Source organism: Geoanaerobacter pelophilus (assembly GCF_018476885.1).
Classification (GTDB): Bacteria; Desulfobacterota; Desulfuromonadia; order Geobacterales; family DSM-12255; genus Geoanaerobacter; species Geoanaerobacter pelophilus.
On sequence record NZ_JAHCVJ010000005.1, the window covers coordinates 322,479 to 335,614 of the forward strand.

Annotated in this window: 12 protein-coding genes; 9 read left to right on the forward strand and 3 right to left on the reverse strand. The window is 53.1% G+C overall.

What is annotated here, in order from left to right:
* Positions 1–15 precede the first annotated feature (15 nt).
* A complete protein-coding gene (locus tag KI809_RS13755) occupies positions 16–1,011 on the forward strand; it encodes a helix-turn-helix transcriptional regulator (RefSeq protein WP_214172139.1) in 996 nt (331 codons plus the stop codon).
* A gap of 33 nt (positions 1,012–1,044) precedes the next feature.
* Here KI809_RS13755 and KI809_RS13760 read toward each other — a convergent pair whose 3' ends face one another.
* Complete coding sequence (locus KI809_RS13760) at positions 1,045–1,842, reverse strand: substrate-binding domain-containing protein (RefSeq protein ID WP_214172140.1); 798 nt, start codon at positions 1,840–1,842, stop codon at positions 1,045–1,047.
* Between the two features lie 204 nt (positions 1,843–2,046).
* Here KI809_RS13760 and KI809_RS13765 point away from each other — a divergent pair, with 204 nt between their 5' ends.
* The 8 genes from KI809_RS13765 (at position 2,047) to KI809_RS13800 (ending at position 11,219) form a co-directional block, all read left to right on the forward strand.
* Positions 2,047–3,204 (forward strand): class I SAM-dependent methyltransferase, encoded by a 1,158-nt coding sequence (locus KI809_RS13765; protein WP_214172141.1) that lies wholly within the window; start codon positions 2,047–2,049, stop codon positions 3,202–3,204.
* 37 nt (positions 3,205–3,241) lie between these two features.
* On the forward strand, positions 3,242–3,859 hold the full coding sequence (locus KI809_RS13770) for an HAD family hydrolase (RefSeq protein ID WP_214172142.1): 618 nt from the start codon (positions 3,242–3,244) through the stop codon (positions 3,857–3,859).
* Between the two features lie 176 nt (positions 3,860–4,035).
* Positions 4,036–5,448, forward strand: coding sequence for an aspartate ammonia-lyase (locus tag KI809_RS13775; RefSeq protein ID WP_214172143.1), 1,413 nt, complete (start codon positions 4,036–4,038; stop codon positions 5,446–5,448).
* A gap of 36 nt (positions 5,449–5,484) precedes the next feature.
* Positions 5,485–5,706, forward strand: a complete 222-nt coding sequence (locus KI809_RS13780) for a NifU family protein (RefSeq protein ID WP_214172144.1) — start codon at positions 5,485–5,487, stop codon at positions 5,704–5,706.
* A gap of 88 nt (positions 5,707–5,794) precedes the next feature.
* On the forward strand, positions 5,795–6,997 hold the full coding sequence (locus tag KI809_RS13785; RefSeq protein ID WP_214172145.1) for a phospholipase D-like domain-containing protein: 1,203 nt from the start codon (positions 5,795–5,797) through the stop codon (positions 6,995–6,997).
* A gap of 283 nt (positions 6,998–7,280) precedes the next feature.
* A complete protein-coding gene (locus KI809_RS13790) occupies positions 7,281–8,108 on the forward strand; it encodes a response regulator (protein ID WP_214172146.1) in 828 nt (275 codons plus the stop codon).
* A gap of 104 nt (positions 8,109–8,212) precedes the next feature.
* On the forward strand, positions 8,213–9,316 hold the full coding sequence (locus tag KI809_RS13795) for an ABC transporter substrate-binding protein (RefSeq protein WP_214172147.1): 1,104 nt from the start codon (positions 8,213–8,215) through the stop codon (positions 9,314–9,316).
* 4 nt (positions 9,317–9,320) lie between these two features.
* Positions 9,321–11,219 carry a sensor histidine kinase gene (locus KI809_RS13800; protein ID WP_214172148.1) on the forward strand — a complete coding sequence of 633 codons (1,899 nt, stop codon included), beginning with the start codon at positions 9,321–9,323 and terminating at the stop codon, positions 11,217–11,219.
* Here KI809_RS13800 and KI809_RS13805 read toward each other — a convergent pair whose 3' ends face one another.
* Together KI809_RS13805 and KI809_RS13810 are read right to left on the reverse strand one after the other, a co-directional pair.
* A complete protein-coding gene (locus KI809_RS13805; protein WP_281416915.1) occupies positions 11,220–12,449 on the reverse strand; it encodes an ABC transporter permease in 1,230 nt (409 codons plus the stop codon).
* Complete coding sequence (locus tag KI809_RS13810) at positions 12,446–13,129, reverse strand: ABC transporter ATP-binding protein (protein WP_214172150.1); 684 nt, start codon at positions 13,127–13,129, stop codon at positions 12,446–12,448. Before KI809_RS13810 ends, KI809_RS13805 begins: the two co-directional genes overlap by 4 nt.
* Positions 13,130–13,136 lie beyond the last annotated feature (7 nt).

Genomic DNA, 13,136 nt, shown 5'->3' on the forward strand with positions numbered 1-13,136 from the left:
CGTAGGGGGATCAATATGGGCCGAGGTAAACCGGCAAAGCGCTACTCCCAGGCAGCGCGAGTGCATGACATCATAAGGCTTATCGAGGCTCGCCACGGCATGACTGTTGAGGAGTTGGCCGAAGAGGCCGGTGTGACCGCAAGAACGGTCCATCGTGACCTGAATGCTATTCATGAGGCCGGGTATCCGCTGATATCGGAGTGGGAAAGCGGTCGGAAGGTTTACCGGTTTTTGACCCGTTTCAAAGATGTTCCCCCGGTGAATTTTACGCTTCAGGAACTGGCAACCATGTATTTCCTGAGAAGCCAGTCAGAACTGTTCCATGGGACACCATTTGCTGAGGAAATGGCAGCTATTTTCCGCAAGGTAAGATCGGTGCTGCCGCCGCGCCTTGCCGCGCACCTTGAGAGAATTGCCGGCGTTGCCATTCCTTTGCTTCAGGGGCGACACGACTATAGTGGCCATGCGGAGATCATCAAGCAGGTGAGGGATGCGCTCGTGCACCAGAATCGCCTGACGGTAAGTTATCGCGCGTCAGGAAGGGACCACGCGTCTGTTTATTCCGTAGATCCTTATACCTTGGCTTTCTACAAGGGCGGGCTTTATCTTTTGGGCTTCGCTCACAACCGCAATGCGTTCCGGACCTTTGCCCTGGACCGCATAGTTTCCGTATCAATCCAAAAAGAGCGGTTTGAGCTTCCAGATGACTATCAGCCGGAGGATCGCCTGCGTGATGCTTTTGGGATTGTGGCCGAGGAGGCAATGGAGGTGAAGATACGTTTTTCTCCTCTTGTTGCGGATGCTGTAAAGGGAAGGATCTGGCACCCAAGCCAGCGATTTGAGGATAGAGATGATGGTGGTATTGAATTGACCTTTGCTGCAGGAGGGAAGCTGGAAATTGTTTCGTGGGTGCTCTCATATGGAGAGCATGCTGAAATTATTGCTCCGCTAGAGCTCAGACAGATGGTAACCAAGGCGGTTTCAGGGCTTACGGCGATCTATTGCCGATAGAAGCGGAGTCTGCTTTAACTTCGTCTAGTAACATCAGTAACCGACGAGCCGTTGTCCTTCCCCTTTAATAAGCTTCATCAGCTGAAAATGTTTGGAAGTGGGGAAGCCGACCGTAACCAGGATAATCGGCCCCTCGATTTTCAGCTCTGGAGTTTCCAGCGCCTTGACCGCAGGTGTTAACCCACTGGTCGGCACGATTCCTATGGCCCGTGGATCTTGGGCAACCTTGGCAATAATCTCGGAGATGCTTTCTGCCCGGACCATATTTTTTATTATCGGCTCATCATCCATGACAGTGCTGGCGAGTACCCATGAGGCGCCAGTGCTCCATTCTCCCCAGACGATGGAAACCGGACCCTTGGTTCCATCCACATCATCCCAGTCTTTGTATCTGCCGGAAAAAATCCTTCTGAGCTCTTTTGCCGAAAGCTTGCTGACCGGGTTCGCAGGGTTGACTATGACTTTGTAAGACACTTCATTCACAAGTACGGAGAACTGGGTAAGTGACTTGTTGCGCCTGATCATGCCAGAGTCAGCGGCGAGCCGGTTCAGTTCATCAAATGGCATGGCTACGACAAGGGCATCGCCGATACCTCTGTCCGCCTCCTGCAGGCCGGTGAGCGGAGTCGTTTCCTCTATGACCAGGAGTTGCATTTTATTTTCGCTCTGGAATGCCTCTTTGAGCGGGAAAATAACCGATGCCAGGGCTGGCGAGTCTCCCATAATTTTGAAGACCTCTGGCGGGCCTGGCCGCTTGGCGTGAACCGGTGCCGCAAATGTCAGCGCTAGAAGTGATGCTGAAATTATCTTTGAAATATATCTTCGGATCATATCTGGATCCCCTTTGCTCGATTTCACTATCATGTATCGGATGCTGTGTTGAAAGCTTTATCAAATTGAGATTCAAGTCTGGTGTTAATGCTATCACGCAAAACCCGATCTGTCACCATGACTCGATGTTCAATGCTGGCCAAGGCTGCTCCTTAATTGACAAAAGAGGGGTCATGGTCTATAAAATATCGCTTGGACCATACTATGACAGAACATACTGAAAATGAACTGGAAAAGCTCATCAAGGAGCGGATTGCCGCAAAGGGCAGGATAACCTTTGCCGAATACATGGCTGCATGTCTTTACGAGCCTGGCTTAGGGTATTATACCTCACCAGGGCGGAAGGTTGGGGCTGAGGGAGACTTCTATACCAGCAGCAATGTTCATCAGGCCTTTGGCCGGGTTATTGCCAAGGAGCTTGCGCAGATGTGGCAATGCCTTGGCATGCCGGACGCCTTTGACCTGGTTGAGGCCGGTGCCGGTGGCGGTCAGCTGGCACTCGACATAATGGACACCCTGGCTGAGGTGGCACCGGAGTTTTATCCGAAAGTTACCTATCGCTTTATCGAAAAAGAACCGTCATTGCGAGACGCTCAGGCGGCAAAACTTGCTGGGCATGAGGGGAAGCTGGCCTGGAGTACGCCCGACGACCTCCTTTCCGGCAATATTTCGGTAATAGGCTGTATCCTGTCCAATGAGCTGATCGACTCGTTTCCTGTGCATCTGGTCGAGCAGACTGGCGGGGGGCTCAAGGAAGTTTATGTGGTAACAGTCGCTGGCGAACTCGGCGAGCAGGTTGACGAGCTGTCAAACCCGGCAATAGCCGCTTGTCTTGAGAGGGTCGGTGCGACGCTGGTGGCGGGTCAGCGCGCCGAAGTCAATCTTGCCGCCCCTGCTTGGATCACAGCTGCGGCATCATGCCTTAAGAAGGGGTTTATTCTCACCATTGATTACGGTTTTCCGGCCAAGGTCTTATATCGGCCCGGCAGGATGAACGGGACTCTGCTTTGTTACTATCGTCACACTCTCGAGGAAAACCCATATCTTAACCCTGGACTGCAGGATATCACCACGCATGTGGATTTCACCACCCTTATGCAGGCTGGTGAGGCCGCAGGTGTTGCCACGGTCTGGTTCGGAGAACAGTACCGTTTCCTTATGGGGGGTGGGATAATCCAGGAGCTGATAGAGCTTGAGGCCCGTGCCGTCGGCGATGAAGAGAAAATCCGTCATCGGCTCGCTCTGAAGAAGCTCATGCTTCCTGAAGGAGGCATGGGCGATACCTTTCAGGTTCTTGTTCAGTCTAAGGGGGTGGATAACCCTCAGCTGCGTTGTATGAGAGATTGGAGCGGTTTGCTGTGACTAGTATCTTCAAAAATACTGAGTCGGTTAGTCTGTGATGATCAGAGCCGGTATTTTTGATCTTGACGGCACCCTCTACTTCGCAGACTCTCTGGGGCGGGAGATCGGCAGAGTTGCCGCTTTGTATATCTCTACTATCAAAGGGATAGACCAGGATTCGGCCTGGGAGCTTATAAGGGATACGCGGAAGCGGTTGAGCAACGCTCATGGTCTGGAGGCCTCTCTCAGCGTGGCCTGCCAAACACTTGGCGGGGATCTGCGCGAACTGCACCGAGTGTTTGCTGCGGAGATCGTTCCGGAAGCCCATCTTGGCAGAGACGAGGCGATAATTTCCCTGCTGACATCCTTGGCCGCAGTTTTCCCGCTTTATATCTATACGAACAATAATGTCTCGCTTTCTGCACGGATCATGGAAGCAATTGGAGTCAGTCACCTGTTCCAGAGAGTGTTTACCATTGAAGATGACTGGTGTCCGAAACCGAACAAGGCTACGATCGAAGCAATCATGTCCGAGATAGGGAGAGTCCCTTCCGAGTGTCTTTTTGTGGGAGATCGTTTTGACATCGATCTCCGGTTGCCGGAAAGCTTGGGAGCTACGGTGCATCTGGTCTCTTGCCGGGAAGACCTTCTGTCGCTAAAAACATATGTTTTGTGATGGGCCTTCATGAGCGAGCCGAACAGATGCCATCTTGCGCGCTGAGACGTAAACCTCAGAGGGCTGAGCAGAAAACCTTTGATCCTGCTGCAAAAGCTTACGGGACCTTACTGCATGAAGAGCAAGAGTGCTTGAGATGATCACGGAAAAACACAAGGCGATTGCCAAGGGCTGACATGACCTATCGTATCGAAAAAGACTCTCTGGGAACGGTTGAAGTTCCGGAACATGCATATTATGGGGCGCAAACAGCCCGTGCGGTGGCAAACTTCCCGATTTCAGGGTTGAGACCTCATCCATCGCTGGTATGGGCCACTGTTTTAATCAAAAAATGTGCAGCTCGCGCCAATATGGCAACCGGCCGCCTGGATGAAAACATAGGACGGGCAATTATCCGGGCTGCGGATGAACTGCTTGCCGGCGAGCTGTCAGACCAGTTTGTTGTTGACCCTTTCCAGGCCGGCGCCGGGACTTCTCATAACATGAACGCCAACGAGGTGCTGGCCAACCGTGCCGCGGAGCTTCTGGGCGGGGCGCGCGGCAGCTATGATCTGGTTCACCCCAACGACCATGTCAATATGGCGCAATCAACGAACGACGTCTTTCCTACTGCGATGCGCCTGGCATGTCTCAAACAGGTTGAGCGCCTAGGTCCATGCCTGGAAAATCTTGCAGCAGCCTTGCGCCAAAAAGGCCTGGAGTTCGACACCATCCTCAAGTCAGGGCGAACCCATTTACAGGACGCCGTCCCTATACGCCTTGGGCAGGAGTTTGCGGCTTGGGCAAAGGCTGTTGATGGCAACCTTGCCGGTATCCGCAGGGCGATGCCGGATCTGCAGGAGCTTGGTATTGGCGGTACGGCGGTCGGGACCGGCATGAACGCCGAGGCTGCCTATATCGATCATATTGTCGCCGGGCTTGCTGCTGAAACAGGGTTTAAGCTGTCTCGGGGCAAGGACCTTGTCGAACGGATGCAGAACATGGATCCCTTCGTATCGCTTAGCTCCAGTCTCAAGGGGTTGGCCGTGACCCTTGCCCGAATAGCAAACGATTTGCGGCTTCTGGCATCCGGTCCCCGCACCGGCCTTGACGAGATAACCCTGCCACCGGTACAGCCCGGCTCTTCGATAATGCCGGGAAAGGTGAATCCGGTAATGGCGGAAATGACCGATATGGTGGCCTTTCAGGTGATCGGCGCTGATTCAACAGTGACTCTTGCTGCCCAGGCAGGACAACTTGAGCTCAATGTCATGATGCCGGTAATTGCCTTTAATCTGCTCTTTGCCATGGAGATCCTTGCCAACGCAATAAATAAGCTCACTGAAAGCTGTATAACTGGGATAACTGCCCATGCTGACAAGTGTCGCCATTATCTTGAGGATTCGCTGGGGTTGGCAACGGTTCTTGCCCCGTATATCGGCTATATGGCAGCAGCGGAAGTAGCAAAAGAATCAGTTGCGTCAGGGCGCAGTATTGCGGAAGTGGCTTTGGCGAAGGGAATTCTTTCTGAGGCGAGGCTGGCCGAGATTCTGGAGCCGATGCCCCTCACCAGCCCAGGAGTACCGGGGGCAACGAAAGAAAGCAAGTAAAGTCGGAACAATAACGAATACAAAGGAGACGGTACGATGCTTGAAGAAGTTAAAAGTGCGCTTGATCTGGTACGCCCCGCGCTACAGGCTGACGGTGGTGATGTGGAGTTGGTTGAGGTTACTGAGGACGGTGTTGTCAAAGTCCGCCTTAAGGGTGCTTGCGGCAGCTGTCCCATGTCTACCATGACTTTGAAGATGGGAATTGAAAGAACCTTGAAAGATAAGGTACCTGGTGTAAAAGAAGTAGTTTCGGTTTAAGATGTGAGTGACTCTCATCGCTTGGGCGCGAGAGCAACTCCGCGCCCTATGCCTATTGCAGGGTCTAAATAGAGATCGGTGGCTTATAATGTCCCATTTCCGCTTCACAAAGAAACGGAAATCCTCACGCGCCAGGCGCTTCTTCGGTCGTTTCCTCAGGAGCACCGAAGCGACTGCCACTCATGGCAATATGGTAGAACTTCTCCAGAATGGTGAGGAGTTCTTTTCTTCCTTGTTTTCTTCCCTTCGTGACGCCCAGCAGTTCATTAATCTGGAATTTTACCTTATAAGAGATGATGCCACCGGGCGGGAACTGGCATCGATCCTCGCTGATGTCGCAATGCGCGGGGTCAGGGTTTCTCTGCTCTACGATTACATCGGCTGTTTCGACACCCCTGCCTCTTATTTTCGCGGCCTCGAGCAGGCCGGGGTCGTTTGTCTGCCATTCAATCCTCCGCCGTTCAAACGTGGCATTGCCTGGTTCGATAAGCGTGATCACCGGAAAATTGTCATCATTGACGGTATCAGGGCATTCGCCGGAGGAATGAATATCGGTTCAGAGTATGCCGGTTTCGGTGAAGACCGGAAGCGCTGGCGTGATGTCGGGCTCTCCGTGTCAGGTGCCGCAGCGGTTGAACTGCAACGCCTTTTCTGCGAGACCTGGCAAGCGGAATCAGGTGTGATCTCAGGGAGCCCTGGGTGCAAGACAAGCAATACAAAAAGCGCTACAGGGAATAAAGGGGATGCTACAGTTCACATTGTCAGCGGAGGGCCGCACCATAACCGTTCGCACATCCATAACGCTTTCCGGCTGGCAATCGGCAGGGCAAGGAAATGTATCACCGTTGCCAACCCCTATTTCATACCGGGCCCAAGGGTAATCAGGTCTTTGCTCAGGGCCGCGGCCAGGGACGTCAGAGTACGGCTGATCCTGCCGGCAATCAACGATGTCCCGTTAGTCGGTCTGGTGAGCCGCAGTTCCTATGCGACGCTTCTGAAAGGCGGCATCGAGATCTATGAGAGGGAAGAAACAGTTCTTCATGCCAAGGTGATGCTTATTGACTCCCGCTGGTCGATCATCGGTTCTGCTAATCTTGATCACAGAAGTTTTCATCGGAATTACGAAGTGAATCTCATCGTTGACAGCCATTCGTTCGGTGTTCAGGTGGCGGATATGCTTGACCGGGATCTTGGGTTTTCACGACGGGTGCTGCTGGATGAGCACGAAAGGAGAGGCTGGTTGGTCCGGATGCTGGAACGGTTGGCTGCGCCGATCAGCTGGTTTCTCTAATTTTCCGCTTAACCGGACATTGCCCCTGAAATAGCCAGGCACGCTATGTCGAAAATTATTGTTTAGATACAAAAGGAGACAAATCTACAACAATTCATTTGTTGAATTACCCCTCCGATGTCGTATTATCTAAAGATAAGGGGCAAAGTCTCAACTCGTGCGGCATTGCTGGCTGTTTCAAATAAAATATGCTGTACCCGACTATTCGGGTGCTTTTGCTTCCTATGGTGTCACGAGCGCCGGTTTATTTGACTCGGAACCGCTTCAAATGCAGGGGGAATAAGTGAATAAACCGATGGGGACAATACTGGTTGAAGTGGGGATAATTTCATCACTTACTCTGGAGCGTGCTCTGGAGCGTCAGAAGGGTACCGGTAAAAAACTAGGGACCGTATTGGAGGAGATGGGGGTAGTGACCGAGGAGGAAGTTGCAGATGCCTTGTCCCGACAGCTCTCCATGCAAATGGTGAAGAAGATTCGGGGTCATCAGTTTGCCCCGGAGCTTTTTACCCTGGTCCCGCCTGAGATTGCCGTTGAAAATACCGTGTTCCCTCTGCGGGTGAAAGACGGGGTTCTGGCGCTGGCGGTGTCGGATCCATATTGTATTGATGTTGTCGATAACCTCTCACGGAAAACCGGTCTCAAGGTTATTGCCGTACTCTCCACCGGAAAGGAGATCCGGGCCGCGATACAGGAGTATTATCTGCATGGCGCCGAGACTCCGGCTTCGCAATTACGTATCCTGGTTGTCGAGGATTCTTCGGTGGTTGCCAATGTGGTAAAGGCTGTCTTGGAACGTGAGGGTTTTGAGGTGTTGCAGGCTTCGGACGGCTTGGAAGGGCTCAAGTTAGCCATCAGCTCGAAGCCTACTGTAATCCTCTGTGACTCTGTAATGCCGAGGATGGATGGTTTTGCCTTGAAGCGGGCACTTGCCGCCCAAACCGAAACAGCCAAAATACCGGTAATACTGCTTACCTCCAAGGCCTCTCCCGAAGAAGAGCAGAAGGCGCTTTCCTCTGGTTTTTTCGATTTTATCGCCAAGCCGGTGAATGCGGTAAGAATTGTCTCCAGGATCAGACGCGCCATAGAAATCAGTTCTCCATCGCTTTAATCCTCCTTTGAATACCGCTTGGTTCAGTTGACGTGGCGTCATTTTACTGTAGGCTTTAATGGCTATTAATTACACTGAAATGACGAATGCCAGGTCGTACTCCCATGTACAAGCTCAGTTTCCTTCTAACAGGACTGTCGTTGTTACTGATCGCCTGCTCTCCGAAAGAGCCGGTCAGAATCGGCTATATCGGCAGTATCACCGGTAAAAATAGTGATCTGGGGGTTGCCGCCAGGGATGCCGCGATCCTTGCCGTAGAGAGCGTAAACACTTCCGGTGGTATTAACGGCCGTAAAATCGAGCTGATTGACAAAGATGATGCGCAGAACCCTGATACTGCAGCACGGGTTGCCCAAGAACTGATCGGAAGCAAGGTGGTTGCCATCGTGGGTCCTTTGGCCAGTTCCATGACCAAGGCCAGTTTGCCGGTTATCAACAATGCCAAGGTCGTTATGATAAGCCCTACCGCCAGTTCCAACGAACTGAGTGGCAGGGACGATTTTTTCTTCAGGGTCATGGAGCCTAACACCCTTTTTGCCAAACACCAGGCCGAAACTTGCCGTAAGCTGAAGATCAAAAGGGTGGCAGCAATCTATGACATCCAGAACAAGACTTACACGGTCGAAATGTTCAATACCTTTAAGGACGAATTTGTCCGTCAGGGCGGGATTGTGGCCAGCGAGATCCGTTTTGACTCTCAGTCCTCACCTTCATTCAGCCGACTCGTCGCCCAGTTGGATCTGAAGAGCGCCGGGGCGGTCATGGTCTTGGCCAATACCATCGATTCACTCAATATTGCCCAACAGATCCGCAAAGTGAATCCCGAGATCACCATCCTTTCCGGGGCATGCGGCATTGCCCAGCGCGATCTGCTCGAGCAGGCCGGAAAGTCGATTGACAACATCATCTTCACCCTGCCGGTCAACAGCCGATCCGAGACTGCTGCCTACCGGCAATTCAGCGCCGATTTCAAGAACCGGTTCCATTACGAGCCGACCTTTGCAGCAACGCTTGCGTACGACGCCATGCAGCTGATTTTTACCGCACTGCGGAAAAATCCGGACAGCGCCCGGTTGCGCGACACAATCAAGGGGATCGAATCGTTCACCGGCTTGCAGGGTGAGGTGAAACTCGACCGGTATGGCGATCCCAGCCGGAACCTGTTTGTGACCCGGTATCTCAAGGGACATGAAGAGGTTATCAAGTAAACCAATGTTAATAGGCATTAAACGATTATTCCTCCTCAACTCATTGATTACGGCCATCTTGCCGATAGTCTTTATCGGCCTTATTTCATTGGTTGTCATTCGGCACCAGATCATCCAGAGGATCGACGAAAGCAGTGTTACCCTGGCTCGTTCGGTCGCTACCCAGATTACCACCTACCTGCAGGAACCCTCGGCAACGTTTAATTTCCTGGCCCGACACCTTGCTCGTCAGAGTCATTCGGAAGCTGGAATCGCCACGCTTCTGGATGATTTGGCTAATTCCTACAGTTATTTTGAATCGGTTTATCTGCTTGACCGGCACGGGACGGTCAGGGAGGTCGGATTTGATAAGGAGGCCACAGTCGACAAGGCCGATTTCCTAGGTATGGATTTTTCGTCATTGGAGATCTGCCGGCAAGCCGTGGTCGAGAAGCGGTTCCTGTGGCAATCGACTCTTTCGGTATCCAGCGGGGAGCCGACCATCTCTTTTTGTGCGCCGCTTGGCGACGGGACGGTCCTGGCAACACTCAGCCTCGCTAAGCTCGGGAAAATCATCAACAGCGCCAGTACCGGCAGGGCCTACGATGCTTTTATCGTGGACGGCCGTGGCAGGATAATTGCCCATCCTGATCCTGCTGTCGTGCAGAGGCAGGAGAATATCAGCAACCTGCCGATAATTAGAGATAGTCTCGCCGGCAAGACCTCTTCCGGTAATTATGTCTTCCATGGCAAGTCGTACCGTGGGTCTGCAGTAAGCATCGAAGGTTTCAACTGGGTTCTGGTGGTGGCTCAGGATCTCGACGTTGCCATGGCTCCTAAAGCCGCACTAGAAAAAATATTTCTGATCGGGATGCTGTCGGTCCTGCTGATGGCGCTTTTCGTCAGCTCTGTCGCAAGCTTGATGCTGAGCAGGCCCTTCAAGCAATTGTCCGATAATGCCCGCCATGTGATCAATGAAGAGTATGCCCTTATTGAGCCGATTTCGTCACGGTCGCGGGAAATAACTCTGCTTTCCGAGACGCTGCAGAAGATGGTGGCTGCTGTAAGGGCTCGTGAAACGCTGTTAAACGAACAGACTGAAGAGTTAATGGCCACTGAAGAGACTCTGAGGGACCTGAACCAGCATCTCGAACAGCGGGTAAACGAGCGGACAGAGCGTCTTGAAGAGGCAATGGAGGAGCTGAGCCGGGTGAATGAGGATCTGGTACAGAGAACTACAGCCCTGGAAGACGCCAATCACTATCTGGAATCGTTCGCCTACTCCATTTCCCATGACCTGAGAGCACCGTTACGCCATGTGAGCAGCTTTTCTGCTATCGTGACCGAAGAATATGCCGACAAGCTTGACGAGACCGGGAGAGAATACCTGCAGCGCATCGTCAGGTCCTGTTCGAAAATGGATGAGCTGATTAACGCCATCCTCGAATTCTCTCGGGTAACGCGGCAATCGCTAAACCTGCTGCCGATTAACATGATGAGTCTTGCTGAAGAGGCTATGACTGATTTCCAGGCTGAGATTGATCAGAAAGGTGTGGAGGTGGTGCTCGGTTCACTGCCAAAGTGTACCGCTGACAGGGTGCTTATGAAACAGGTGCTGGTAAACCTGATAGGTAACGCCTTGAAATACTCGCGAAACAAGCAGAACCCAAGGATAGAACTTGGCTGTTCAGCACAGGGGAAAGAGCTGCTGTTTTTTGTCAAGGATAACGGGGCAGGGTTTGATATGGCAGCCGCATCAAAGTTGTTTGGCGTATTCAGCCGTCTTCACCGGCAGGACGAGTTCGAAGGGACCGGCGTCGGCCTTGCCATAACCCATAATATCATCCAACGGCACGGTGGCAGGATCTGGGCTGAAGCTGCACCCGACCAGGGTGCCACCTTCTGGTTCACCCTGCCGCTATGATCACTCGTACCTGAGGGCATCGATCGGGTTCAGCTGCGCAGCCTTGCGGGCCGGGTAAAAGCCGAAGAAGATGCCGACTGCCGCAGAGAAAATGAAGGCGATGCTGACTGACTGTATCGAAATCAGGGTCGGCCATTCGAGCATTTTCGATACCACCATTGCTCCTCCAGCGCCCATGCAAATCCCTATTATCCCACCGATCATGGTCAGCAGAACTGCCTCGGTCATGAACTGCATCAGGATGTCGTTGCGACGGGCCCCAATGGCCATCCTGATGCCGATCTCACGGGTTCGCTCAGTGACCGAAACCAGCATGATGTTCATAATACCGATCCCCCCGACAATCAGCGAAATGGAGGCAACTGCTCCCAGCAACAACGACATCGCTTTTGACGACTGCTCCGCCACTGCCAGGATCTCTGACAGGTTCCGGGTCGAATAGTCCGGCTCCTTACCGTTGGTGATTCGGTGGCGCTGATCCAGCAACGCCTTTATCTCTTCTTCTGCCTTACCGAGCAACTCCTCGCTTTTACCCTTGACCATTATGGCGCCGACACTGTTCTGCTGCTGGGAACGGATGAGGTTTCGCTGTGCCGTTCTGAACGGAACGAAGATAGTGTCATCCTGGTCCTGTCCCTGAGGTGACTGCCCCTTGCGATCCAATACGCCGATAACTGTGAACGGGACTTTTTTGATTCGAATGATCTTCCCCACCGGGTCATCACCGCCGAAAAGGTTCTCCGCGACCGTCTGGCCAAGCAGGCAGGTCTTGGAGCCGCCGTCCACATCCTGCTGGACCATGGACCTGCCGCTGACTATCCCCCATTCGCGAATGTCGAAGTATTCCGGTGTGGTGCCCATGATAATGGTGGACCAGTTCATATTGCCGTAAACAACCGACCCCGAGGTGCGGACGTTGGGAGCCGCCGACTCGACGGACGGACACTCGGTCATGATCGCTTTCATGTCGTCGCTGGTGAGCGTCTGCGAAGAGCCGAAACCGGCACGTAGCCCGCCACTGGTTGTTGAACCCGGAATGACCAGGATTATATTTGAGCCGATGCTGGCAATCTGCTGAGAGATGACGTAGCTTGCGCCGGAGCCGACCGCCATCATCGCGATCACTGCGGCAATGCCGATGATGATGCCGAGCATGGTCAGAAAGGAGCGCATCTTGTTGGTGCGCAGGGCTCTTAGGGCTATTTTCAGGGTTTGTAATAAGTTCATCAGCTTCTTGTGTCCCCAATGATTTGACCGTCACGGAAGGTGATTTGTCGCCCTGCGTAGGCTGCTACATCATGTTCGTGGGTGACCATGATAATGGTTATCCCCTTGCGGTTGAGGTCTGTGAAGAGCGCCATGATCTCTTCGCTGGTAGTGCTGTCCAGATTGCCTGTCGGTTCGTCGGCTAGGATCACTGCCGGGTTGTTGACCAGGGCCCTGGCAATGGCCACCCGCTGTTGCTGGCCGCCGGATAATTGCGACGGGTGGTTGTTCTCTTTGCCAGCAAGCCCCACTTGCTCAAGGGCCGCCAGTGCCTTAACCCGGCGATCTTTAGCGGAGATCCCGGAATAGATCAAGGGTAGCTCTACGTTTTCAACTGCCGGGGTGCGGGCCAGCAGGTTGAACCCCTGAAAGACGAAGCCCAGTTTACGGTTGCGGATGGCGGCCAATTGATCGGCTGACATCTCACCCACATGAAGGTTGTCCAGGAGATAGCTACCGGAGGTGGGGAGGTCGAGGCAGCCGAGGATATTCATGCAGGTAGATTTTCCGCTGCCGGACGCCCCCATGATCGCTACGAATTCCCCTTCGGCAACGTCGAACGATACCCCTTTCAGCGCTTCAAACTGCTGGTCGCCCATAACAAATACCCGGCGAATCTCGGATAGCGAGATAACTGTATTCACCTGGCGC